This is a genomic window from Cupriavidus basilensis (assembly GCF_000832305.1).
Taxonomy (GTDB): domain Bacteria; phylum Pseudomonadota; class Gammaproteobacteria; order Burkholderiales; family Burkholderiaceae; genus Cupriavidus; species Cupriavidus basilensis_F.
Genome location: NZ_CP010536.1, coordinates 3,702,211 through 3,726,499 on the forward strand (window position 1 = coordinate 3,702,211; position 24,289 = coordinate 3,726,499).

The window sequence follows — 24,289 nt, forward strand, 5'->3', positions numbered from 1 at the left end:
AGCCCCCCGAACATCACCTGGCCCCGACCTTCGATATGTCCGCAAGCAAACCCAGACTGCGCCTCTCGGTACTCGACCAAAGCCCGGTCATCGCCGGCCATCATGCGCGCGACGCGCTGGCCGCCACCGTGGAGCTGGCGCAGGCCGCCGAAGCGCTGGGCTACACCCGCTATTGGTGCGCCGAGCACCACGGGCTGCGCGGCGTGTGCAATCCGGCGCCTGAAGTCATGCTGGCGCGCTTGGGCAGCGTGACCAAGCGCATCCGGCTGGGCTCGGGCGGCGTCATGCTGCCTTACTACAGCCCCTTCAAAGTGGCGGAGCAGTTCCGCATGCTGGAGGGCCTGTTCCCGGGCCGCATCGATCTTGGCGTGGGGCGCGCGCCGGGCGGCGACATGCGGACCGCGCAGGCGGTGGCCATGGGCCAGTACAACCGGGGCGACCAGTTCGAGGAGCAAGTGCGGGACCTGTCCTGGCTGTTCCGTGGCGAGCTGCCGCCCGGCCATATCGCCGAGGGCGTTGTGCTGCAACCCGAGATCGATACGCGGCCGCAGCTGTGGGTGCTGGGCTCCAGCGACTTCGGCGGCGCCCTGGCGGCGCGCCTGGGGCTGCGCTTTGCCTTTGCCCACTTTATCAATCCGCATGTGGGGCACGCCGTCGCACAGCAGTACCGCCGCGATTTCGAGGCGGGCTATGACGAGCAGCCTTATAGCGCGGCGGCGATCTTCGTGATCTGCGCTGACACCGAGGCCGAGGCGGCGGAGCTGGAGCGCGCCGTGGACCTGCGCCGGCTGCAGATGGCCTATGGCGTCAACGCGCCGATCCCCTCGCTCGCGCAGGCCGCGCAGCACGAGCTCAGCGAGCGCGACCGGCTGATCGTCGAGCGCGAGCGCCCCCGCACCATTTGCGGCACGCCCGAGCAAGTGGCGCAGCGCATGCTGGCTTTGCGCGATCACTTCCTCGCCGACGAACTGGTAGTGCTGAGCGTGGCCGCCAGCTACGCGGCGCGGCTGCGCACCTACGAGTTGCTGGCGCAGGCGTTCGACCTGTCGGGCGAGTGAGGGCGAGTGAGGCACAACCAGGGGGCGACCAGGCTCGGCTATCATCTCGGGTTGCCAACGTTTTGTTGTTTTGTTTTAGTTTTCCCGAGACCGACCAGCCATGACATTCGAAGCCAACCCCACCGTCGAAATCAAGGTGCTTGACGCACGCCTGCATGAATGGGGCCTGCCGGCTTACCAGAGCGATATGGCTGCGGCGATCGACCTGCACGCCTGCCTGGACGCCGCGCTCACCATCGAGCCGGGCACGCCGGCGCAACTGGTGCCTGCCGGCATCTCCGTGCACATGGGCAACCCCTACATGGCAGCCACCATCGCGCCGCGCTCGGGCCTGGGCCACAAGAAAGGGCTGGTACTGGGCAACTCGATCGGCGTGATCGACGCCGACTACCAAGGCCCTATCATGGTGAGCGTGTGGAACCGCAATGCGCCCGGCACCGAGCCGATCGTGATCCAGCCCGGCGAGCGCATCGCGCAGATGATGTTCGTGCCGGTGCTGCGGCCCGTGTTCAAGACGGTTGAAACCTTCTCCGAAGACACCGCGCGGGGCGCCGGCGGCTTCGGCTCAACCGGCGTGCATCACGCCAAGAGCGGCAGCTAAGCGGGAAGGGAAAAAGACGGCGCGCTCGACGCTACTGCCTTAGCGCGCCTGCTCGAACAGCAGCGCCACGCCGCCGGCCAGAGAGGCGGGAATCAGGCTCTCATCGGGCCCCAGGTCGAGCGCCTCGACGCGCGCCTCGCGCCAGCCGCGGCGGGCCGCGGCCAGGTCGCTGGTGCGCAGCCTGATGGCGGCGTACCCCGGCACGGCGCGGCGCACATGCTCGGTGCCGGTCGCAGCGGCAAGCGCCTGCGGCGTGGTCACCACCAGCGTGGCGCCATCCAGCGCCAGGCTGCAGATGTGATCGCTCAGTTGCGTCATCTCGCCGCCGGTCAGTTCGGCGTAGGCACGCCCGGCAGCCTCCACCAGGGACGGCGCCACCACCAGGAACATCGTAGCAATGCCCACAGCGCCGTTGGCATGCGTAGTCCATTCGGGACGCCACAGCAGCTCCGGCGTGCGGTGTTCGCAGATGAAAAAGCGCGCGCCCGGCGCATCGTCGATCGCGGCGACGCGGAAGGTCGCGGGATGCTCCGTGCCATCGTCCAGCCGCACCGGCCGCGAGAACTCGATCGGGTCCGAAGTGTGCCAGCCGCCACCGCGCAGCTGTGCCGCAGCGGTGAACGTATCACTGCTCTTGCACGACAGCCCCGCGCAGCCGCCCCCGGCCTCCTGCGCATCCCAGTAATACTGCCGCGTCGGGCTTGGCGCGGTGACATGCAACAGCTCGAGATAGTCGCGCGTCAGCATGACGCAATGGTTCTGCGAGCCGAGCGTGTGGTAACCGCGCGGCGTCAGCGTGAAGCCAAACCCGCGCCAGGCTTGCGCCGCGGCGTCAAGGTCGGGACACACCATCACAGCGTGGTCTAGCGGTTCCATCGTCATCGCACCCTCTCGCTTCAATCGAACTGGATATTGGCCTTGCGCGCCACTGCCTGCCATTTGTCGTGCTCGTGGCGCACCAGGCTGGCCAGCTCGGCGGGGCTGCCGCCGACGATCTCGAAACCCTGCATGGCCAGCGCATCCACCACGCGCTGCTGCCGCAACGACTGAACCAAGGCATCGTGCAGGCGCGCAACGGTCGGCTCCGGCAACCCGGCCGGGCCAAACACACCGATCCATGAATAGGCTTCGAATCCGCGATAGCCTTGCTCGGCCACGGTTGGCAACTGCGGGAACTGGCGCAGGCGGGTGGTGCCGGTCACGCCGAGCAGCTTGATCGTCTTGGCAGCCACATGCGCCTGCACCGCCGCGTAACTGGAGAAAAATACGTCGACTTCATTGGACAGAACAGCCTGCACCGCCGGGCCGCCACCTTTGTACGGCACGTGGAGAAAGCGCACCCCGGCCTCGGTCGCCAGCGCCTCGGCGGCAAGCTGGTTAAGGCTGCCGATGCCGGAAGACGCGTAGCGGACGCTCTCCGGCTTTTGCCGCGCCATGGCGACCAACTCCTTCACGTTGGACGCGGGCAACGACGGGTTGGCCGCGATCACCAGCGGAAATCGCACCAGTTGCGAGATCGGCGTGAAGTCGCGGAAGGTATCGTAGGGCAGGTTCTTGTAAGCAAACGGGTTGATGGCATGGGTGTCGAACGCCATCAGCAGCGTACTGCCGTCCGGCTTGGCCCGGGCCACGGTGCTCGAAGCAATCAGGCCACCGGCGCCTGGCTTGTTGTCGATCACCACCGTCTGGCCGAGCCCGCTTTTCAGGCCGGGCTGCAGCTGGCGTGCGACGATATCGACGCTGCCCCCGGGAGGGAACGGCAACACCATGGCGATCGGACGGCCGGACGCGCCTGTCGTGGCATCGCCACCCAAGGCAGCCAGGCCAGGCACGGGAATCAGGGGCATCGCGCCAAATGGCAACGATTTGAGCAGCAGGCGGCGCAGCCGCGAGCGTTGGGATTGGGACATCGGGTACTCAGACGGATGACGGGCGCACAGCTGCGGTGCGCAGCCGAACCCGGCCAAAACAAAAAGGGCGGCATCGCTGCCGCCCTGTATTTTGCCCGAGGATAGCACGAATTGCAGGCAAGGTCCGCTCTGCCTGCCCCCCGCGCGTTGCCCTAGACTTCCGCTTTCTCGTTTTCCGGCGCTTCCGGCGGTTCCGCGGCAGCCTCGGCAAAGTCCAGCTTGATCTGGTCCTGCTCGTCGAGATCCACCACCACCCGGCCACCGGACACCAGCTTGCCGAACAGGAGTTCGTCAGCCAGCGCCTTGCGGATCAGGTCCTGGATCAGGCGCTGCATCGGCCGCGCGCCCATCAGCGGGTCGAAACCCTTCTTGGCGAGGAACTTGCGCAGGTGGTCGCTGAAGCTGGCTTCCACCTTCTTCTCGTGAAGCTGCTCCTCAAGCTGCATCAGGAACTTGTCGACCACGCGGAGGATGATTTCCTCGTCGAGCGAGCGGAAGCTGATGATGGCATCCAGCCGGTTACGGAACTCCGGCGTGAACATGCGCTTGATGTCGACCATCTCGTCGCCCTGCTCGCGCGAGGACGTGAAGCCGATGGTGGCGCGGTTCATGGTTTCCGCTCCCGCATTGGTGGTCATGATGATGATCACGTTGCGGAAGTCAGCGCGGCGGCCATTGTTATCGGTCAGCGCGCCATGGTCCATCACCTGCAGCAGGATATTGAAAATATCCGGATGCGCCTTCTCGATTTCGTCCAGCAGCAGCACGCAGTGCGGCTTCTTGGTGACGGCCTCGGTCAGCAGGCCGCCCTGGTCAAAGCCCACATATCCCGGCGGCGCGCCGATCAGCCGGCTCACCGCATGGCGTTCCATGTATTCGGACATGTCGAAGCGCAGCAGCTCGATGCCCATGATGAAGGCAAGCTGCTTGGCCACTTCGGTCTTGCCCACCCCGGTCGGGCCGGAGAACAGGAAGGAGCCGATCGGCTTGTCCGTCTTGCCCAGGCCGGCACGCGACATCTTGATGGCCGAAGCCAGCGCCTCGATGGCCGGCTCCTGGCCGAACACCACCGATTTCAGGTCACGATCCAGGGTCTGCAGCTTGCTGCGGTCATCCTGATTGACGCTCTGCGGCGGGATGCGCGCGATACGCGAAACGATGTCCTCGATCTCGCCCTTGCCGATGGTCTTCTTCTGCTTGGACTTGGGCAGGATGCGTTGGGCCGCACCAGCCTCATCAATCACATCGATGGCCTTGTCCGGCAGGTGGCGGTCGGTGATGAAGCGCGCCGACAACTCGGCCGCCGCAGTCAGCGCCGCAGCCGCGTACTTGACGCCATGGTGCTCTTCGAAGCGCGACTTCAGGCCGCGCAGGATCTGCACGGTCTGGTCGACCGACGGCTCCACCACGTCAATCTTCTGGAAACGGCGCGACAGGGCCGCGTCCTTCTCGAAGATGCCTCGGTATTCGGTGAAGGTGGTCGCGCCGATGCACTTGAGCTGGCCCGACGACAGTGCCGGCTTGAGCAAGTTGCTGGCGTCCAGCGTCCCGCCCGAAGCGGCGCCCGCGCCGATCAGCGTGTGGATCTCGTCGATGAACAGGATCGCGTTCGGATTGTCCTTGAGCGACTTGAGCACGCCCTTGAGGCGCTGCTCGAAGTCCCCGCGGTACTTGGTGCCGGCCAGCAGCGCGCCCATGTCGAGCGAGTACACGACCGCCTTCTCGAGGATGTCGGGCACTTCGTTCTTGGTGATGCGCCAAGCCAGGCCTTCGGCGATCGCTGTCTTGCCGACGCCCGCCTCGCCCACCAGCAACGGGTTGTTCTTGCGCCGGCGGCACAGCACCTGGACCACCCGCTCAACCTCGCTCTCGCGGCCGATCAGCGGATCGATCTTGCCGGCCTTGGCCAGCGTGTTCAGGTTCTGGGTGAACTGCTCGAGCGGACTCTCCTTGCCATCACCGCCTTCGCCCTCGGCCGTGCCGTCGCCATGCTTGGCAGGCTCGGCCTGGTCCTTGCGGATGCCATGGCTGATGAAATTGACCACGTCCAGCCGGGTCACGCCCTGCTGCTGGAGGTAGTACACCGCGTGCGAGTCCTTCTCGCCAAAGATCGCCACCAGGACATTGGCCCCGGTCACTTCCTTCTTGCCGTTGGAAGTGGACTGGACATGCATGATGGCGCGCTGGATAACGCGCTGGAAGCCCAGCGTTGGCTGGGTATCCACCTCGTCGGTACCAGGCACCACGGGCGTGTTGTCCGCGATGAAGTTCTTCAGACTGGTGCGCAAATCCTCAATATTGGCTGCGCAGGCGCGCAAGACTTCCGCTGCCGTGGGGTTGTCAAGCAACGCCAGTAGCAGGTGCTCCACGGTTATAAACTCGTGGCGTGCCTGCCGGGCTTCAACAAACGCCATGTGCAGGCTGACTTCCAATTCTTGCGCAATCATGCTTCCTCCATCACGCACTGCAACGGATGACCCGCCTGCCGTGCGTGGGTTGACACCAGCTCGACCTTCGTTGCTGCGATATCCCTGGTATAGATGCCGCAGACCCCCTTACCCTCCCGGTGGACGGTCAACATGATCTGCGTTGCCGTCTCCCGGTCCCTGCTGAAATACTGCTGCAGGATCATCACGACGAACTCCATCGGGGTGAAGTCGTCATTCAGCAGCAACACCTTGTACATGGCGGGCGGTTTGAGCGCCTGCTCTTTCCGCTCCAGTACGGTGCCTGCTTCGCGTTGTGGGACATTTGCCAGCCGTGTAGCCATGGCTTTATTCTAACCCTTACGCACAACTCTGCAATTTGGGGAAAAGACACCGGATTCAAGAGGCCGATGCAGCGGCCATCCAGACTCCGTGGACGCCGAAGGCATCCGGGTTCACTCGTGGGTCAACTGAACGGGAGGGCGCACGCCTTCGCGGTGCGCCCTTTCCCTCCAAAATACCATCTACAGCCGTTCCTTTCCCGCCACACCCTACCGGGAGTGGGGAATCTGCCAACTTGACAGTGCGCAGGTTTGACAGAAGAATCGTTCGCACATTCACGTCTGGTTACGCGAGCCAAGCAATCATCCGGACTGAGTGATCCGTGAGCAGGGAGGCCCACGAATCCAGCGGCGGCGAGTCAGCACATCAAACTGGCCACCACGCGGTGCCCGCACAGTCGTGCCTTTGCGCCCGACCCGGTTCCATCCGGGCAGCGTGCAGGAACACTAGCCGGGCGCCCGCTGGCCGCGGCGCTTTCCCCCGCTCGTATCTTGCTTTTTTTGTTGGGGGAGTTTATGGCAAGCGGTATCGTCAAATGGTTCAATGACGCCAAGGGCTTTGGGTTCATCAAGCCGGACGACGGCGAAGAAGAACTGTTTGCGCACTTTTCGGCCATCCAGATGAATGGCTTCAAGACCCTGAAAGAGGGTCAGCGCGTATCCTTCGAAATCATCCAGGGCCCCAAGGGCAAACAAGCCACCAATATCCAGGATCACGCCTGAGGATTCGGTGCGCGGCCGCACCAGCCGGTAGAGCTTGAGGCGGCCACGACAGGATGCGGGGGGTCACCCCCGGAACGGGATCGGCCTGCCCCGCCCCAAAGTACGCAGGCTGGACAGCAGTACGTAACGCATCCGATAAAAAGCCCGGTCAGGTCAATGCCGGGCTTTTTGTTTGGCCTGGTCGCGCCTGTTAGCCTGCCACTTCGATTCCTCATTGATTTCCGGTCGTTTTTGTAGCTCTTTGGTGGCTTTTTGCACAATTTTGGCTGGTTCCGCACGTTCATACACCTCGAAATGTACGGCATTAGACGCAAAATATCTTGCCCTCCAGTGCCGGCACTATCCAGCCAGTAGATCAACAGGAAGTCGCCGCCAACTTGGCATTCGCGATGGTCGGCCCAGCCGCCCATGAGGGCATGGTCCAGCCACTCAGGCCCGAACGGCGCGTCGTCGGCCTGTGGAAAGATGGCTAAGCACTTACATCGAGATGGCCGACCATGGCGGCAGCGCTAGTCTGCCGTGGGGGTAGGTGACGGGCCGCCCAGGAATCCGCGAGCAGGAAGGTGCCGACGAAGAGCGCCACCCCTACGCAATAGGAGGCAATGATGCGCCACCGCCCAGGAGCACGTAGAACAAGCGCTAGCAACACAGGCACCAGGCCAATCAGAGCCAGGAGACAAGCCAGAACAAGTGCGGCGCCGGCAACCGCCACCAGAGTGCCGGTCGTCACCTGGTCAATGGTTGTTATCGGCGTAGCTACTGTGTAGGCGCCAAAGGCCACGCCCAGGAGCGCTAGGCCGATACTGATGCAGTCCACGGCGCGTGCAAGCCTGCCACTGGCCCGTTTCATCGGAGCCCTTCGTCAGCAACTCGCTGCGCTGGGGCGGTCCAACGACGCGGGCTGTCTGGCATTACATGCGCATAGTAGAAATGCCCTTCCCCTTTGTCTGCAATCATTTGTTTGCCGAGCAACGGTGCCGCCACAGCAAGCTCTGCCCATGGCATCCCGGCGTAAATCGGATCTCCATACTCAGTCAGATTGATTACAGTGGTCTTGCGAATACCCTTGTGGCTGCGCAGATCGGCGAGAAACCCTGCCTCGATAGGTGACCCCACCAATACGAGATGATCAATCACGTGCCCGGCACGAGCATAAGACCATGCCGTCTGAGCCGCTAGCAGTGACCCATAGCTGTAACCTATCAGATTGAATTGGGGAGCCTCTGCCGCCATGCCGCTTGTGATTGTCCATTCCCCGTCATCGCGTGAGCGGATGGCCAGACCGGACCGAATGGCATCAACCAACGTGCCCGCAAATGCATAGGCCGTGCCCTTGGGAAGATCGGCAGTCGCCGAGTTTGTAAGGCCTGCAAAGCAGTGGGTAACCCCGGCCTTCCGGAATGCCTCGAGTTGCGGCCGCACGTAGCCTCCATCAAGTCCGGCCCCACCCCAATACAGAGTCCCGCGAGGCCGCAACAGATAGACCTTCACAGGCGCGCGCTTCTCAATCGGAGTCAATGGAATTTGCATCGTTTTGATTGGTTGCATCAGGCATCCTCCCCAAAAATCTCCAGCGTCACGGTCGCTGCGGTATCGCTCGAAATGCGCTCGGTCATACCGCTGTCGTCCGTTCGCGCCTCAATCGATCCGCCATCGCCTGTGATGGCGGTAGCGCCGGCGTGCCAGGGGTTGGCCGGAGTTTTCGTCCAGAAGTTGCACCTGTTGGTCGTGACGGGGATTAGAGGCCAGGAAGGGCGCCGCTGCTGGGAAATCAGTTGTGCCCGCGATAACTTCCTGCACGCTTGCCATTCCAGCACTGTCGGCTTCGTCGTCGCACCAAGTCTCGCCGGCGAGAGTGGCGATAATGCTCGGATGTGTCGGGCACTTGCAGAGCACGATATCGCCATCAGCCGCCGTCTCGCCCATGAAGCTAATACGGCTCGGTCCGCCAGCCTTTGCAATGATGCCGGTGGTCTTGCAGGCTTCGCAGTAGGCTTGCCCACCGATAAGCGCTATCTGGTGGCCGGCACCGTCGCCAATAGTGAAAACTGGCCCGTCATACGGGAGGATGACGCCATCTGGTGAAAGCCTGTCGCCCACACACGCAACTCTGCGCATCATGGTTTGGCCTCCCAAGTTGCGGTCAACTGCTTCACGTTGTGCATACGTTCTCCCATGGATTGATTGATAGGCGTTTGGCACCCCCTATTTGTGCGCAATACAGCACCAAAATCAATCAGACCTTTCTGCACGTGCGGAGAGCATTTTCCTTATGTGTCCTATTCGGTCTTTTCTTATGTCGATGACCTGGCCGTAGTACCTCCTGATACGACGGGATAAAAAAACCCCGGCGACCGTCGAGTCGCCGGGGTTTCGGTTCAGGCTGAGACGGCCCGAACTGCGATTACATATTGTCGATCATCACCTGCCCAAAGCCCGAGCACGACACCTGTGTCGCGCCTTCGAGCAAACGGGCGAAGTCATAAGTGACCTTCTTCGACAGGATGGACTTCTCCATCGAGGAAATGATCAGGTCGGCGGCTTCGGTCCAGCCCATGTGGCGCAGCATCATTTCCGCGGAGAGGATTTCGGAACCCGGGTTCACATAGTCCTTGCCGGCGTACTTTGGTGCGGTGCCGTGGGTGGCTTCGAACATGGCCACGGAATCCGACAGGTTGGCGCCCGGGGCAATGCCGATGCCGCCAACCTGGGCCGCCAGCGCGTCGGAGATATAGTCGCCGTTCAGGTTCAGCGTGGCGATCACCGAATATTCAGCCGGACGCAGCAGGATCTGCTGCAGGAAGGCGTCGGCGATGGCGTCCTTGATGACAATTTCGCGGCCGGTCTTCGGGTTCTTGAACTTGCACCACGGGCCGCCGTCGATCAGCTCGGCGCCGAATTCCTGCTGTGCCAGCTCGTAGGCCCAGTCACGGAAGCCACCTTCGGTGAACTTCATGATGTTGCCCTTGTGCACGATGGTCACCGACGGCTTGTCGTTGTCGATCGCGTACTGGATGGCCTTGCGCACCAGACGCTTGGTGCCTTGCTTGGAGACCGGCTTGACGCCGATGCCCGAGGTATCCGGGAAGCGGATCTTCTTCACGCCCATTTCGTTCTGCAGGAAGGCGATCAGTTTCTTGGCCTGGTCGCTTTCCGCTTCCCATTCGATCCCGGCGTAGATGTCTTCCGAGTTCTCGCGGAAGATCACCATGTCGATCTTTTGCGGCTCGCGCACCGGCGAGGGCACGCCCTTGAAGTAGGCCACGGGGCGCAGGCAGACGTACAGGTCCAGCTGCTGGCGCAGCGCCACGTTGAGCGAGCGGATGCCGCCGCCAACCGGCGTGGTCAGCGGGCCCTTGATGGACACCACGTAGTCCTTGAGGACTTCCAGGGTTTCTTCAGGCAGCCACACGTCTGGGCCATACACCTTGGTCGACTTCTCGCCGGCGTAGATCTCCATCCAGGAGATCTTGCGCTTGCCACCGTAGGCCTTGGCCACGGCTGCATCGACAACCTTGATCATCACCGGGGTGATATCCAGGCCCGTACCGTCGCCTTCGATGAATGGAATGATCGGATTGTCCGGAACATTCAGCGAAAAATCCTGGTTGACCGTGATCTTTTCGCCGGCCGGAACCTTGATGTGTTGATACATGACGTCTCCAGTACGGAACGGGGGGTTGCAACGAGCCGCCGGATTCGTGACCAGACGGCGAGATTTGGGTGGCGCGCGGGCATTTTAACGGCGATTGGCGCGCAGGCGATGCCGCTGCGCACCACACGCGGACTGCCCGGCTATGCGTCACACGCACACGGGTCTTATATAAGACATAAGACCTTTTCGTATTATGCAGCAAAATTTCATGATCCGCCATCCTGGCCGGCCCCGCGCCGCCCGGCCGGGGCTACGGCATACTGACGCACCATACTGAAGCCATTCAAGCGCCCACCCGTGCGCCAGACTCCATTACTCTCGATGACGCTGATCGCACTGAACAAACCCTTCGGCACCATGAGCCAGTTCTCCGCGCACCCGTCGCGCCCGACTCTCGCCGACTGCGTGCAGCGGCCCGGCGTGTATCCGGCGGGAAGGCTCGATGCCGACAGCGAAGGCCTGCTGCTGCTGACCGATGATGGCATCCTGCAGGCGCGCATCGCCGATCCGCACCACAAACTGCCCAAGACGTATCTGGCCCAGGTCGAAAACGTGCCCGGCGAAGCTGCGCTGGCGCACCTGCGCAGTGGCGTCGACCTCGGAGACTTCCGCACGCTGCCGGCGCGAGCGCGCTGCATCGACGAGCCAGATTTTCTGTGGCCACGCCATCCGCCGGTGCGGTTTCGCGCCGCCATCCCGACCCAATGGCTGGAACTCGAGATCCGCGAGGGCAAGAACCGCCAGGTGCGCCGCATGACCGCGGCAGTGGGATTTCCGACCTTGCGCCTGGTGCGCGTGCAAATTGGCATGCTCGACCTGCGCACGCTCGGGCTCGCGCCGGGGCAATGGTGCGAGATCGACCCGAGCGCGCTCGGTCTGGAAGCCGTAGCCGTAACCGCACCACGCCCCCGCGCGATCGTGCGCGGGGGCGGGGGCGGATCGGGGGCGGCACCCATCCCGGCGCAGCGGCGCCGCGCACGCCCTCGCGCAAGAAGTTACAAATATTAACAAGTCGTGGGTCAACGGCTCACCGCCTCGTTTCGTTTTTGACACTGACACGTCGCATACGCGTCAACTCTTCCGAATCGATTTACCTTCGAGGTTGTTAAGCATGAACAAACTGATCGCTGCTCTGGTTGCCGGCCTGTTCGCCACCGGCGTTTTCGCCCAAGCCGCCGCACCCGCACCGGCAGCCCCGGCTGCTGCAGCGCCTGCCGCTGAAGCACCGGCTGCAAAGCCCGCGACGAAGAGCGCCAAGAAGTCCAAGAAGCACGCTCACAGCAAGACCAAGGCTGCTCCGGCTGCCAAGGCTGAAGCTGCTGCAACGAAGTAAGAGTTTGCAGGCAGGCCGGGCTTTGCGCCCGGCAAGCAAGGCAGGTTGCCCGCAGGGCGCCTGCCTTTTTTCTTGCTCGCGGTAGTAAGGCCCTGTGCAACGAAGTGGAATATTTGTCCGTGCCGCTCGCGCGGTAGCTGCGCTATGCTGGCGGCTGTCCCGAACCCGTCATTCGCCGCTCCAACACATGCGCCCTTTGCTCAAGAACCTGCTCGTCAGCGGCTGCTCGCTCGCCGCCATGGCCACCGCCTGTGCCCAGTCCCCGGCCAGCCTGCCGGTCAGGCAACTCACCGCTGGCATGTACGCGATCAAGGCGGAAATCGCCGCCACGCCGGAAGCCCGCGAGCTCGGCCTGATGTACCGCAAGACCATGCCCGCCAACGAGGGCATGCTGTTCGTGTTCGAAGAGAAAGCCGGACACTGCTTCTGGATGAAGAATACCGACCTGCCCCTGTCGATCGCCTTCCTGGCCGATGACGGGTCCATCGTCAATATCGAAGACATGGCGCCCCAGACCGAGGACAACCACTGCCCGCGCGCGGCCGTACGCTACGCGCTGGAGATGAACAAGGGCTGGTTTGCGCAGAAGGGCCTGAAGGCCGGCGCGAAGATCGGCGGCTTGCCGCAGGCGCGCTAAAGAAAAAGCAGGCGCGCGGCAGCATGGCTGCCACGCTTGCCGGCGACAGGATCAGTCGCGGAAGTTGTTGAAGTCCAGCGGCGCTTCGGGGACGTCCTTGCGCAGCAACGCAATCACGCTCTGGAGGTCGTCGCGCTTGGTCCCCGTGACACGCACCGCGTCGCCCTGGATGCTGGCCTGCACCTTGATCTTGCTGTCCTTGATCATCTTGACGATCTTCTTCGACAGGTCGCCGGTGACGCCCTTCTTGATGGTGATGACCTGCTTGACCTTGTCGCCGCCAATGCGCTCGGTCTTGCCGTAGTCGAGGAAGCGCACGTCGACATTGCGCTTGGCCATCTTGCTGATCAGCACGTCCTTGACCTGACCGAGCTTGAAATCGTCATCGGCGAACGCGGTGAGCTCGTTCTCCTTGTGCTCGACCCGCGAATCCGAACCCTTGAAGTCAAAACGGTTCGTGATTTCCTTGTTGGCCTGCTCGACCGAGTTCTTCACCTCGATCATGTTCGCTTCGCACACTACGTCAAACGACGGCATTGCATTCTCCTTGTCTTGCTGCGTGTTGCTTATTGCCTGTACCGGGCGCGCGCCGGCTGGCGGCGGCGCTTACGTATAATCCAGCCTACCCTGCAGTCCGGTGCCGTCGACCCCGGCGGGCCGCTTCACCTTTCCCTTGCATGGCAGATTTCCTCGAATTTTATCCCCTGCGCCGCCACAATACATTCGGATTCGACGTGCGCGCGCGCTTTGCGGTGCATGTGCGCAGCGAAGCCGACCTGCTGGCCGCCCTGGCCGATCCCCGCGCGCAAGGCTTGCCGCTGGTGGTGCTCGGCGGCGGCAGCAATGTGGTCCTTACGCGGGACCTCGACGCGCTGGTGCTGCTGATGGAGATTCCCGGCTACGCGGTGGCCTCGGCGGATGCCGCCCACCTGGTCACGGCCGGTGCCGGGGAGAACTGGCATGCGCTGGTCAGCCGCACGATCGCCGACGGCCTTCCGGGCCTGGAAAACCTGGCCCTGATCCCCGGCACCGCGGGCGCGGCGCCGATCCAGAACATCGGCGCCTACGGCGTGGAGCTGCGCGAGCGCTTCGACAGCCTGCGCGCGTTCGACCGCCATAGCGGCGAATTCGTCCACCTGACGCTGGAGCAGTGCCAATTCGCCTACCGGGACAGCCTGTTCAAGCGTGAGGGGCGGGACCGCTACATCATCACTGCCGTCACCCTGCGCCTGCCGCTGCCGTGGCAGCCAGTGCTGGGCTATGCGGAACTGGCGCGCGAGCTGGCGCAAGATTCCGCAGCGCATTCCACGGCGGACCGCATCCGCGACGCGGTGATCGCGATCCGCTCGCGCAAGCTACCCGATCCGGCCCAGGTCGGCAATGCCGGCAGCTTCTTCAAGAACCCGGTAGTGGGCGCCGAACAGCGCGACGCGCTGCTGGTCCGGTATCCCGACCTGGTCAGCCATGCACAGCCTGACGGCAGCTACAAGCTGGCGGCCGGCTGGCTGATCGACCAGTGTGGATTCAAGGGGGTCAGCGACGGCCCGGTGGGCGTCTATGGCAAGCAGGCGCTGGTGCTGGTGCACCACGGCGGCGGCACCGGGCAGGCGCTGCTGGCGCTGGCGCACCGCATTGCCGATGCGGTACAGGCCCGCTTCGGCGTGCGAATCGAACCCGAGCCGGTGGTGCTTTAAACCGTCCGGGCTGCCGTGCTCAGCCGAAGTGGCAGACGTAGTCCAGCGTTTCAGTCACTTCGATATCGAAGCTGCTGTCGCCGGGCACATTGAACTGCTGGCCAGCGCCATAGGTTTGCCACTGGTCTTCGCCAGCCAGCTTGACGCGGCACACGCCGCCATTGATTTCCATGATCTCCGGGGCGCCGGTGTTGAAGGTCAGCGCAGCGGGGAAGATCACGCCCAGCGTCTTGCGGGTGCCGTCCGGGAACAGCACGGTGTGGCTCACGCACTTGCCGTCGAAGTACAGGTTGGCTTTCTTGACGACGGATACGTTGTCGAACTGGCTCACGCTATTTCTCCTTGATGCTCTTGGTTCTGGATGACTGGATCGGGAATACCGGAGGGCAAGGCGGCGCAAAAAAGGGGCCATGACGGCCCCTCTTCTGTTGCATGCCTGCGGTCTGGCTTACTCGCCGCGCTGGCGGCGAGCGTTTTCGGCGATGCGCATGCGCAGCGCGTTCAGCTTGATGAAGCCGCCGGCATCGGCCTGGTTGTAGGCGCCGCCGTCATCGTCGAAGGTCGCGATGGTCTTGTCGAACAGCGTGTCCTTGGAGTCGCGGGCGACCACGATCACATTGCCCTTGTACAGCTTGACGCGGACCCAGCCATTGACCTTGGCCTGGGTGTGGTCGATCAGCACTTGCAGTGCGCGGCGCTCCGGGCTCCACCAGTAGCCGTTGTAGATCAGGCTGGCGTAGCGCGGCATCAGGTCGTCCTTCAGGTGAGCCACTTCGCGGTCGAGCGTGATCGACTCGATAGCGCGGTGGGCCTTCAGGATGATGGTGCCGCCAGGGGTTTCGTAGCAGCCACGGCTCTTCATGCCGACGTAGCGGTTTTCCACCAGGTCAAGGCGGCCGATGCCGTGCTTGCCGCCCAGGCGGTTCAACTCGGTCAGCACTTCAGCCGGGGTCATGCGCTTGCCGTTCAGGCCAACGATGTCGCCGCCCTCGAACTCGACGTCCAGGTACTCGGCCGCGTCCGGTGCATTCTCCGGCGACACGGTCCAGCGCCACATGTCTTCCTCGGCCTCGGCCTTGGGGTCTTCCAGGTGGCGGCCTTCGAAGGAGATGTGCAGCAGGTTGGCGTCCATCGAGTACGGGGCGCCGCCCTTCTTGTGCTTCATGTCGATGTCGATGCCGGCCTTTTCAGCGTAGGCCAGCAGCTTCTCGCGCGACAACAGGTCCCACTCGCGCCACGGGGCGATGACCTTCACGCCCGGCTCGAGGCCGTAGTAGCCCAGCTCGAAGCGAACCTGGTCGTTGCCCTTGCCGGTAGCGCCGTGCGACACAGCGTCGGCGCCGGTGCTGCGCAGGATCTCGATCTGGCGCTTGGCGATCAGCGGACGCGCGATCGAGGTGCCGAGCAGGTACTCGCCTTCATAGACGGCGTTGGCGCGGAACATCGGGAAGACGAAATCGCGCACGAACTCTTCGCGCAGGTCGTCGATGAAGATGTTTTCCGGCTTGATGCCGAACTTGAGCGCCTTCTGGCGTGCAGGTTCGAGTTCCTCGCCCTGGCCGATGTCGGCGGTAAAGGTGACCACCTCGCACTGATAGGTGTCTTGCAGCCACTTCAGGATCACCGAAGTGTCCAGCCCGCCGGAGTAGGCGAGCACGACTTTCTTGATATCGCTCATGTTCGACTCGATGCGAAAAGTAAGCGCGGCCGGCCACAAAGCCAGTCACGCGAGAAAAAGGAATGCGGAAAGACCGCTATTTTGACACGTCCGCCCCGGCTTGGGCGGCACTTGGCGAGCCGGGCGAGCATGCGGGTACCGGATTGGCGCACCACATGTGCATCAATCGTGGCGCCGGGCCGCCAGCGGTCAGTAGCGCCCGCAGAGCAGGTATTCCATCAGCGCCTTTTGCACATGCAGGCGGTTCTCAGCCTCTTCCCAGACCACACTCTTGGGGCCGTCGATCACGGCGGCCTCGACTTCCTCGCCGCGGTGGGCAGGCAGGCAGTGCATGAACAGGGCATCGTCGCCAGCGCGATCCATCATGGCGGTAGTCACCATCCAGTTCTGGAAGGCGCGCTTGCGGGCGTCGTTCTCGGCCTCGTAGCCCATGCTGGTCCACACGTCGGTGGTGACCAGGTCGGCACCCTGGCAGGCGGTCAGCGGATCGTCGAACACCTTGACCAGATGAGCAGCCGTTGCCGGCACCATGGCGGGATCGAGCTGATAGCCGGGAGGCGCGGAGAAATGGAACGTGAAGCCGAGGCGCTCTGCCGCCTGGATCCAGGTGTAGGCCATATTGTTAGCGTCACCGATCCATGCGACGGTCTTGCCGCGGATGCTGCCACGCTGCTCGATGTACGTGAAGACATCGGCCAGCACCTGGCAGGGATGGTATTCGTTGGTCAGCCCGTTGATCACCGGCACGCGCGAATGCGCGGCGAAACGCTCGATGATTTCCTGGCCGAAGGTGCGGATCATGATGATGTCGACCATGCGCGAGATCACCTGCGCCGCATCCTCGATCGGCTCGCCGCGCCCCAGCTGGGAGTCGCGGGTATTGAGGAAGACGGCATGGCCACCGAGCTGGTGGATGCCGGCCTCGAACGACAAGCGCGTACGAGTCGAGTTTTTCTCGAAGATCATGGACAGCGTGCGGTCGTGCAACGGATGCCATGTCTCGTAGTTCTTGAACTTGGTCTTCAGAATCCGTGCGCGGTCCAGCAGGTACTCGTACTCGTCGGGAGTCAGGTCGCTGAACTGGAGGTAATGCTTGATCGAAGTTGGGCTCATAAAACAAAGAAGGCGGCTCGGTGGTGGCATGCCGCCATGAAGGGTTCATGACCTGGCCATGCCGCGGAGCCGCCTTTCGCGTCGCTTACGCAATTTAACTGTAAGAATCATAAGGGATTATTGTGGCTTTGGCGAGCATGCGCGGCACCTCGCCCGGCACGGAGGCTTATGCGCGAGTCTTATATAAGATATAATACCGGCTGATTCACGCGGGGCCCGGCATACCCATGCCACCGCCCGCTGCCGGCATCAAAAGTGCCCCCGCCGACACCGGCGCCCCCGCCGCCACGGCCGGAATGAAACGAACTTATTGTTTCCTGGCCGCGTCAAACGGGCTTCCGTTTGGTCAGTCTGGCGGGTTTACCGTCGAGTCACCCGTCTTATCCCCGCAGTCTCATGAATCCCACAGTTCGCGAATACTTCATCCAAGGCATCACCAAGGAAGGCAAGACCTTCCGCCCAAGCGACTGGGCTGAACGACTGTGCGGCGTGATGGCGCAATTCCGCCCCGAAGGCGACACCGGCGACCCCCGCATTACTTACTCACCTTACGTGCGGCCAGTGATAGCTGGCGGATTGAAGAGCGTGGTGGTCGATGCGCGGCTGCGCGACATCGAGCCCAAAGCGCTCGACTTCGTGCTCAACTTCGCCCGCGACAACAACCTGCAACTGGTCGAGGCCTGCTCGCTGGAGTGAGCTCGCACTGAAGAAGCCTCGGCATGGCCGCATGCTAGCCGCACGCACCACCGGGGCAGGCACCAGCCCAAAGGACAAAGCAAAAAAAGCTCGTCGAATGACGAGCTTTTTTATCGGCTGGATTACCGTCAGGCAATCCACCCTGCCGACTGGCGACCTGGCCAGGACCGCGATACGCCGCCGAAGCAGCGCGATCACGCAATGGCCGACGACAGCCGGAGGTGCCTGGCTTGCGCCCGGCACCAGAGCCTATATCAGGCAGCCATCGACTTGATAGCCGACGACAGGCGCGACTTGTGGCGTGCAGCCTTGTTCTTGTGCACGATCTTCTTGTCGGCGATAGCGTCGATGATCGATTGCGAGTTCTTGAAGATCTCGGCAGCAGCAGCCTTGTCGCCGGCTTCGATCGCCTTGCGAACAGCCTTCACTGCGGTACGCAGACGCGAACGCAGGCTGGAGTTGTGGGCGTTCTGGGCGACGGCCTGGCGCGCGCGCTTGCGAGCTTGTGCGGAATTTGCCATTTAAGTAGATTTCCTGAATTCAGATGCGTGCCCGACGGGAGGACGGAGCAAACCGCGGACACAATTAAGTGCACATCAAGCGACCCGGGATGCACTGGCACACGAATCCGGAACGCAACTAGCCTTGTGAATCGGCAATTATACACACAAGAAAAAGCGGCTGGCAAGCCGAGCCACTGCTCATCTCGAGCAGGGCGAAGCAAAGGCCGATATACGTGCATATCCGGGCGCCTGCGGGGCCAAACCGTATAATACGCGCCACACCGGCCCCGCCCTCGCGTGGCCTCGATGCAACTTTGGCGCGCGCCCGGCATCTGAACCCGGTTCGCACCGGCGGTCCGACCCACGCTGCTGCCGCCACCCCTTGCCGCCGAACCATCTTGAACCTGCTCAAAGCGCTCGCCACCATCAGCAGCCTGACGATGCTGTCGCGCATCACAGGCCTCATCCGCGAGATCCTGATCGCACGTGCCTTCGGCGCCTCGGACATGACCGACGCCTTCAACGTGGCGTTCCGCATCCCCAACCTGCTGCGCCGGATTTTCGGCGAAGGCGCGTTCTCGCAAGCCTTCGTGCCAATCCTGGGTGAATACCACAGCAAGCGCGGCGAGACCGATACCCGAGCGCTGATCGATGCCGTTGCCACGGTCATGACCTGGGTGCTGATGGGCGTCTCGCTGCTTGGCGTGATCGGCGCGCCTGTGGTCATGATGGTGGTCGCCACGGGCTTTCGCCAGCATGGCGGCGAAACCTATGACGCCGCGGTCTTCATGACGCGCGTGATGTTTCCCTATATCGGGTTGATCTCACTGGTGGCGCTGGCCTCGGGCATCCTGAACACCTGGCGCCGCTTTGCCATGCCGGCCTTCACCCCGGTGCTGCTCAATATCTGCCTGATCATTGCCGCGCTGTTTGTCGGCCCCCATATGGCGCAGCCGATCTACGCGCAGGCCTGGGGCGTGCTGGTGGGCGGCATCCTGCAACTGGCGGTGCAGATTCCGGCGCTCCGGCGCCTGGGGGTGATGCCGCGCCTGCGCTTGAACCTGCGCGCGGCCTGGGCGGAGCCCGGCGTGCGCCGCGTCATGCGGCAGATGGCGCCGGCGCTGCTGGCTGTCTCGGTGGCCCAGATCAGCCTGATCATCAATACCAATATCGCCTCGCGCCTGGCCGCCGGCAGCGTGTCTTACCTGACTTATGCTGACCGCCTGATGGAGTTCCCGACCGCGCTGCTGGGCGTGGCGCTGGGCACCATCTTGCTGCCGAGCCTGTCGAAAGCCAGCGCCGAGGAAAACCGGGCCGAATACTCCGGGCTGCTGGACTGGGGCCTGCGCCTGACCTTCCTGCTGGCCGTGCCGTGCGCGGTCGGGCTGTTCGTGTTCGGCGCGCCGCTCACGGCGGTACTGTTCAACTATGGCAAGTTCGACGCCCATGCGGTGGAAATGACCCGCCAGGCGCTGGTCTCCTACGGCATCGGCCTGCTGGGACTGATCCTGATCAAGATCCTGGCGCCGGGCTTCTATGCCCGCCAGGACATCCGCACACCGGTCAAGATCGCCCTGCTGGTGCTGGTGATCACGCAGTTGTCCAACTACGTCTTCGTGCCGCGCTTTGGCCATGCGGGCCTGGCGCTGTCGATCAGCTTCGGTGCCACCGTCAACGCGCTACTGCTGTTCCTGGGCCTGCGCAAGCGCGGCTTTTACTCGCCGGCCAAGGGCTGGTGGCTGTTCCTGGCCCAGTTGCTGACCGCCGTAACGCTGCTGGCGGGCATGCTGTTGTGGTTCGCCCGCAACTTCGACTGGGTCGCCCTGGGTGCCACGCCATTGTTGCGTATCGCCCTGCTGGCCTCGTGCCTGGTACTTGCGGCAGTCGTCTACTTCGGTACACTGTGGCTCATGGGGCTGAGATACTCCGCGTTCAAGCGGAGAGCCGGCTAACAAGCCCCCGCCTGCCAAACCTGCCCTTTTCGCCAGTGCCAGACGGCATCGGCCAGGGGTCGCGGCAGCGCGCGGTGCAGGGTCAAGGCTACTGAGGTTGTGTCAGAATGAGACGAAGCGGTTCTGCCCAGGCGCGCGACCGCGGACGGTACCAACACCCTACCGTTCGGGAACGCACGCCACGCCGCCAGCATTCATCTGGAACAGCCGCCAGGCCGCATTCAGGAACGCCGCAATGACAACCACGAAAGTCCTGGAATACTTTGCCAGTCTCGTGGCAGACGAGAACGGTATCCCGCTGACAGAGACCGTGCTCTCGATCGCCCAGGATGCCTATCCGGACCTGGACCTGCAGGCCGAGCTCGCAGCGCTCGACATGCTCGCGGTACGCCTGAAACGCCGCGTCGCCGAAGGTACGCCGGCCATTCAGCGCATGCGTCTGCTCAATCATTTCTTCTACCGCGACCTGGGCTTCGGCGCCAACGCGAACGATTACTACGACCCCGACAACTCATACCTGAACGTCGTGCTCAAGCAGCGGCGCGGCATCCCGATTTCGCTGGCGGTACTCTATATGGAACTGGGCCAGCACATTGGGCTGCCGCTCAAGGGCGTGTCCTTCCCCAACCATTTCCTGGTGCGGATGTCGATTCCGGCCGGCGAGGTGGTGGTGGACCCGCTCACCGGCGAGACCTTGTCAAAGGAACAGTTGCAGGACATGCTCGATCCGCACCTGGAGCGCGAGGGCATCGCGGATCCCAACGAGGTGCCGCTGGGCCTGTTCCTGCAGGTGGCCAGCCACCGCGAGATCGTGGCGCGCATGCTGCGCAATCTCAAGTCGATTTATCTGCAGGAGTCGCGCTGGCAGCGATTGCTGGCGGTGCAGAACCGCCTGGTGATCCTGCTGCCCGGCTCGATCGAGGAGGTGCGCGACCGCGGGCTGGCGTATGCCAACCTGGAGTGCTTCCGCCCGGCGCTGGCCGACCTGGAAGCCTATGTGATGGCGCGCCCGGATGCGGCCGACACCACGCAGATCCGCGACCGCATGCCGGCGCTGCGCATGATGAGCCGCAGCGTAAGCTGAAAGTGAGCTGAAACTCAGGCGGGGCAGGCCAATGCCTGCCCACGCTGACTCAGGAAGGACGGCGCTTGCCGCCCCGCACGAGCTTCCACAGGCCACCCAGCACCAGCGGCACCACGGCCGCGCCGATGCCCGCCAGCACGATCAGGTTCAGGTACTGCTTGATGAACGGCAGGTTGCCGAAGAAGTAGCCGGCAAACACCAGGCCCAGCACCCAGGCCGCCGCGCCAATCACGTTGAACAGCTGGAACTTGGCGAAAGTCATCTGCGACACGCCGGCCACGAACGGCGCGAAGGTACGCACGATCGGCAGGAAACGGGCCATCACCAGCATCTTGCCGCCATGGCGCTCGTAGAAATCGTGCGTCTTGCGCAGCGCCTGCTGGTCCAGGAAGCGCCAATGGCCATCGAACACTTTCGGCCCGACCCAGCTGCCGACAAAGTAGTTGACCGTATTGCCACCGGTCGCCGCCACCAGCAGCAGGCCGACCAGCGCCCATTCATTCATGGCGTGCGTGGCGCAGAAGGCGCCGGCGATAAACAACAGGGAATCGCCCGGGAGAAAAGGCAGCACCACAAGCCCGGTCTCAGCGAACACGATGGCAAAGAGGATGGCGTAGACCCACGCACCGTAGTTCTGGATGACGGTGCCAAGGTATTTGTCGACGTGCAGCAGCATGTCGATGAACTGCAATGCAATATCCAATTCGATCCCCGTTCGATAATTTGCCGACATCATACAAGACCGGACAGGCGCCAAAGTCACCTTGCCCAGCCACTTTTCATCCATCGCGCGCCCATGGGCCAGGCGGCGCACCCACGTATAATTCCGCCCATGCCCGCCCAAGCCCCGCACCCCGCCCAGCCGCTCCGTCCCATCCGCCCCCTGCCCGACCAGCTGATCAGCCAGATCGCGGCCGGCGAGGTGGTGGAGCGCCCCGCCTCCGTGGTCAAGGAACTGCTAGAGAACGCGCTGGACGCCGGCGCCACCCAGCTCAACCTGCGCCTGGAGGAAGGTGGCGTGCGCCGCATCGTGATTGCCGACAACGGCTGCGGCATTCCCGCCGATGAACTGCCGGTCGCGCTCAAGCGCCACGCCACCAGCAAGATCGCCTCGCTGGACGAGCTTGAAGCGGTGCTGACGCTCGGCTTTCGCGGCGAAGCACTGGCCTCGATCGCCTCGGTATCCGAGCTGACCCTGACCAGCCGCACCGCCAGCGATACCCACGCGATGCAGGTGATCGCCGACACCGGCGTGGTACAGCCGGCATCCGGCGGCGTGGGCACCACCGTCGACGTGCAGCACCTTTACTTCAACACGCCAGCGCGCAGAAAGTTCCTGAAATCCGAACAAACCGAGTTTGGCCACTGCCTGGAGATGGTGCGGCGCGCGGCGCTGGCGCGCCCGGACGTGGCCATCTCGGTCCATCACAATGGCAAGCCGATGGAGCACTGGAACGCCGGCGACGTCGCCACGCGCACCGCCCAGGTGCTGGGCACCGACTTCGCCAACGCCCGGCTGCCGCTGGATGAAGAGGCCGGCAGCTTGCACCTGTATGGCTTTGCCGGGCTGCCCACCGCCTCGCGCGGGCGCCCGGACCAGCAGTTCTTCTTCGTCAACGGCCGCTATGTGCGTGACAAGCTGCTGACCCATGCCGTGCGCAGCGCTTACCAGGACGTGCTGCACGGGGACCGCTTCCCCTCCTACGTGCTGTGCATGGACCTGCCGCCCGAGATGGTGGACGTGAACGTGCACCCATCCAAGATCGAAGTGCGTTTCCGCGAATCGCGCTCGGTGCACCAGTTTGTCTACCACGCCGTGCAGCGTTGCCTGGCGCGGCAGGCCGGCGAGCAGGGCGACAGCCTGCATACGTCGGTCGACTCGAACAATCCGGCGGCGGCCGAGCCGATTGGCGGCGCCGGCGGATTCCCGGGTGCGCGAAGCTTTGGCGGCGGCTCCGGTGGTTCCGGTGGCTTCGCCGGATCCGGCAGAAGCGGCGGCATGGGTGGCGGCATGGGCGGCGGCGCCAGCCCGCGCCCATGGGTCGACTACACTGCCGCCGCACGGCAGACCGAGCTCGGCGTGGCCCAGCCCCGGCAGGCCTACCTCGGCATGGTGCGCGACGCGATCCAGCCGGGCGGCGGGTTTTCACGCGGCCCCTCCGCCTATGTCCCGCCGGACGGCCCGGGCACCACGCCCCCGGCCTGGCTGGCCGATGCGCAAGCCGCGCGCGAGAACGACCCGCCCGGCCTGCTGGACCAGTTGGCCCGCCAGGAACTTCCCGAAGACGAGGCCAGCCCGCTGGGCTATGCCATTGCGCAGCTGCACGGCATCTATGTGCTGGCGCAGAACGCGCGCGGCCTGGTGCTGGTGGATATGCACGCCGCCCACGAGCGCATCCTCTACGAGCAGATCAAGACCGCGCTCGAAGCGCGCGAGCTCGCGGTGCAATCGCTGCTGATCCCGGTCACGCTCACAGCCAGCCCGGTGGAAATCGGCACGGCCGAGGAGCACCAGGAAACCCTCACCCTGCTCGGCTTCGACATCGCGCAGGTCTCGCCCACCACCCTGGCAATCCGCGCGATTCCCGCGCTGCTCAAGCAGGCCGACACCGAAGCCCTGGCGCGCGACGTGCTGCGCGACCTGCAAGCCTTCGGCGGCTCGCGCGTGCTGGTTGAGCGCCAGAACGAACTGCTGGCCACGCTGGCTTGCCACAGCGCGGTGCGCGCCAACCGCAAGCTCACGCTGGAAGAAATGAACGCGCTGCTGCGCCAGATGGAGCAGACCGAGCGCGCCGACCAGTGCAACCACGGCCGGCCCACCTGGGTGCAGCTGACCGTGGCGGAACTCGATCGCCTGTTCCTGCGCGGGCAGTAAGCCGCGTGCC

At 63.8% G+C, this 24,289-nt stretch carries 25 protein-coding genes; 11 read left to right on the forward strand and 14 right to left on the reverse strand.

Annotated features, from left to right (window positions below):
* The first annotated feature begins 35 nt into the window (after positions 1-35).
* Together RR42_RS17085 and dut are read left to right on the forward strand one after the other, a co-directional pair.
* Positions 36-1,058 carry an LLM class flavin-dependent oxidoreductase gene (locus RR42_RS17085; protein ID WP_043349315.1) on the forward strand — a complete coding sequence of 341 codons (1,023 nt, stop codon included), beginning with the start codon at positions 36-38 and terminating at the stop codon, positions 1,056-1,058.
* A 100-nt stretch (positions 1,059-1,158) separates the two neighbouring features.
* A complete protein-coding gene (gene dut, locus RR42_RS17090) occupies positions 1,159-1,659 on the forward strand; it encodes a dUTP diphosphatase (protein ID WP_043349318.1) in 501 nt (166 codons plus the stop codon).
* Positions 1,660-1,698: 39 nt separating this feature from the next.
* On the opposite strand, the gene RR42_RS17095 is transcribed toward dut, so the two are convergent.
* The 4 genes from RR42_RS17095 to clpS all read right to left on the reverse strand — a co-directional run bounded on the left by RR42_RS17095 (position 1,699) and on the right by clpS (position 6,339).
* Positions 1,699-2,541 (reverse strand): VOC family protein, encoded by an 843-nt coding sequence (locus RR42_RS17095; protein ID WP_043349321.1) that lies wholly within the window; start codon positions 2,539-2,541, stop codon positions 1,699-1,701.
* Positions 2,542-2,555: 14 nt separating this feature from the next.
* Positions 2,556-3,569, reverse strand: a complete 1,014-nt coding sequence (locus RR42_RS17100; RefSeq protein ID WP_043349324.1) for a Bug family tripartite tricarboxylate transporter substrate binding protein — start codon at positions 3,567-3,569, stop codon at positions 2,556-2,558.
* Positions 3,570-3,721: 152 nt separating this feature from the next.
* Positions 3,722-6,016, reverse strand: a complete 2,295-nt coding sequence (gene clpA / locus RR42_RS17105) for an ATP-dependent Clp protease ATP-binding subunit ClpA (protein ID WP_043349328.1) — start codon at positions 6,014-6,016, stop codon at positions 3,722-3,724.
* Positions 6,013-6,339, reverse strand: coding sequence for an ATP-dependent Clp protease adapter ClpS (gene clpS, locus RR42_RS17110; RefSeq protein ID WP_006157525.1), 327 nt, complete (start codon positions 6,337-6,339; stop codon positions 6,013-6,015). Before clpS ends, clpA begins: the two co-directional genes overlap by 4 nt.
* 513 nt (positions 6,340-6,852) lie before the next feature.
* Here clpS and RR42_RS17115 point away from each other — a divergent pair.
* Positions 6,853-7,059, forward strand: coding sequence for a cold-shock protein (locus tag RR42_RS17115; protein WP_006157526.1), 207 nt, complete (start codon positions 6,853-6,855; stop codon positions 7,057-7,059).
* Here the strand turns inward: RR42_RS17115 and RR42_RS40835 are convergent.
* The 4 genes from RR42_RS40835 to icd form a co-directional block, all read right to left on the reverse strand.
* The gene (locus tag RR42_RS40835) at positions 7,050-7,526 is read right to left on the reverse strand and encodes a type II toxin-antitoxin system mRNA interferase toxin, RelE/StbE family (RefSeq protein ID WP_201777370.1); all 477 of its coding nucleotides are present in this window, start codon (positions 7,524-7,526) and stop codon (positions 7,050-7,052) included. The genes RR42_RS17115 and RR42_RS40835 overlap by 10 nt on opposite strands.
* A 379-nt stretch (positions 7,527-7,905) precedes the next feature.
* The gene (locus tag RR42_RS17125) at positions 7,906-8,607 is read right to left on the reverse strand and encodes a thioesterase domain-containing protein (protein ID WP_043349332.1); all 702 of its coding nucleotides are present in this window, start codon (positions 8,605-8,607) and stop codon (positions 7,906-7,908) included.
* Positions 8,608-8,697: 90 nt separating this feature from the next.
* Positions 8,698-9,180, reverse strand: a complete 483-nt coding sequence (locus RR42_RS40840) for a PAAR domain-containing protein (protein WP_052494683.1) — start codon at positions 9,178-9,180, stop codon at positions 8,698-8,700.
* Between the two features lie 283 nt (positions 9,181-9,463).
* The gene (gene icd / locus RR42_RS17135) at positions 9,464-10,714 is read right to left on the reverse strand and encodes an NADP-dependent isocitrate dehydrogenase (RefSeq protein WP_043349336.1); all 1,251 of its coding nucleotides are present in this window, start codon (positions 10,712-10,714) and stop codon (positions 9,464-9,466) included.
* A 321-nt stretch (positions 10,715-11,035) separates the two neighbouring features.
* Here icd and RR42_RS17140 point away from each other — a divergent pair, with 321 nt between their 5' ends.
* From RR42_RS17140 to RR42_RS17150, 3 genes are all read left to right on the forward strand, one after another.
* The gene (locus RR42_RS17140; protein ID WP_043349339.1) at positions 11,036-11,722 is read left to right on the forward strand and encodes a pseudouridine synthase; all 687 of its coding nucleotides are present in this window, start codon (positions 11,036-11,038) and stop codon (positions 11,720-11,722) included.
* A 103-nt stretch (positions 11,723-11,825) separates the two neighbouring features.
* Positions 11,826-12,047 (forward strand): hypothetical protein, encoded by a 222-nt coding sequence (locus tag RR42_RS17145; RefSeq protein ID WP_043349343.1) that lies wholly within the window; start codon positions 11,826-11,828, stop codon positions 12,045-12,047.
* A gap of 187 nt (positions 12,048-12,234) precedes the next feature.
* Positions 12,235-12,684 (forward strand): DUF192 domain-containing protein, encoded by a 450-nt coding sequence (locus RR42_RS17150; RefSeq protein WP_043349346.1) that lies wholly within the window; start codon positions 12,235-12,237, stop codon positions 12,682-12,684.
* Positions 12,685-12,735: 51 nt separating this feature from the next.
* Here the strand turns inward: RR42_RS17150 and RR42_RS17155 are convergent, their stop codons facing one another.
* Positions 12,736-13,221, reverse strand: coding sequence for a YajQ family cyclic di-GMP-binding protein (locus tag RR42_RS17155; protein ID WP_006157531.1), 486 nt, complete (start codon positions 13,219-13,221; stop codon positions 12,736-12,738).
* 140 nt (positions 13,222-13,361) lie between these two features.
* Here RR42_RS17155 and murB point away from each other — a divergent pair, with 140 nt between their 5' ends.
* Entirely contained in the window at positions 13,362-14,378 is a 1,017-nt protein-coding gene (gene murB, locus RR42_RS17160; RefSeq protein WP_043349350.1) for a UDP-N-acetylmuramate dehydrogenase, read from the forward strand.
* Between the two features lie 19 nt (positions 14,379-14,397).
* On the opposite strand, the gene RR42_RS17165 is transcribed toward murB, so the two are convergent.
* From RR42_RS17165 to argF, 3 genes are all read right to left on the reverse strand, one after another.
* Complete coding sequence (locus RR42_RS17165) at positions 14,398-14,709, reverse strand: pyrimidine/purine nucleoside phosphorylase (RefSeq protein WP_043349354.1); 312 nt, start codon at positions 14,707-14,709, stop codon at positions 14,398-14,400.
* 117 nt (positions 14,710-14,826) lie between these two features.
* A complete protein-coding gene (locus tag RR42_RS17170) occupies positions 14,827-16,056 on the reverse strand; it encodes an argininosuccinate synthase (RefSeq protein WP_043349357.1) in 1,230 nt (409 codons plus the stop codon).
* A gap of 189 nt (positions 16,057-16,245) precedes the next feature.
* Positions 16,246-17,169 carry an ornithine carbamoyltransferase gene (gene argF / locus RR42_RS17175; RefSeq protein ID WP_043349360.1) on the reverse strand — a complete coding sequence of 308 codons (924 nt, stop codon included), beginning with the start codon at positions 17,167-17,169 and terminating at the stop codon, positions 16,246-16,248.
* Between the two features lie 396 nt (positions 17,170-17,565).
* Here argF and RR42_RS17180 point away from each other — a divergent pair, with 396 nt between their 5' ends.
* Positions 17,566-17,865, forward strand: a complete 300-nt coding sequence (locus RR42_RS17180) for a DUF3579 domain-containing protein (protein ID WP_043349364.1) — start codon at positions 17,566-17,568, stop codon at positions 17,863-17,865.
* A gap of 254 nt (positions 17,866-18,119) precedes the next feature.
* On the opposite strand, the gene rpsT is transcribed toward RR42_RS17180, so the two are convergent.
* Entirely contained in the window at positions 18,120-18,386 is a 267-nt protein-coding gene (gene rpsT, locus RR42_RS17185) for a 30S ribosomal protein S20 (RefSeq protein ID WP_006157537.1), read from the reverse strand.
* A 380-nt stretch (positions 18,387-18,766) separates the two neighbouring features.
* Between rpsT and murJ the strand changes: the two genes are divergently transcribed.
* Positions 18,767-20,320, forward strand: coding sequence for a murein biosynthesis integral membrane protein MurJ (gene murJ / locus RR42_RS17190; protein ID WP_043349366.1), 1,554 nt, complete (start codon positions 18,767-18,769; stop codon positions 20,318-20,320).
* 235 nt (positions 20,321-20,555) lie between these two features.
* A complete protein-coding gene (locus RR42_RS17195) occupies positions 20,556-21,404 on the forward strand; it encodes a SirB1 family protein (RefSeq protein ID WP_043349368.1) in 849 nt (282 codons plus the stop codon).
* 49 nt (positions 21,405-21,453) lie between these two features.
* Here the strand turns inward: RR42_RS17195 and RR42_RS17200 are convergent, their stop codons facing one another.
* The gene (locus tag RR42_RS17200; protein ID WP_236702056.1) at positions 21,454-22,080 is read right to left on the reverse strand and encodes a VTT domain-containing protein; all 627 of its coding nucleotides are present in this window, start codon (positions 22,078-22,080) and stop codon (positions 21,454-21,456) included.
* A 156-nt stretch (positions 22,081-22,236) separates the two neighbouring features.
* On the opposite strand from RR42_RS17200, the gene mutL reads away from it, so the two are divergent.
* Complete coding sequence (gene mutL / locus RR42_RS17205) at positions 22,237-24,279, forward strand: DNA mismatch repair endonuclease MutL (protein ID WP_043349375.1); 2,043 nt, start codon at positions 22,237-22,239, stop codon at positions 24,277-24,279.
* Positions 24,280-24,289: the final 10 nt, after the last annotated feature.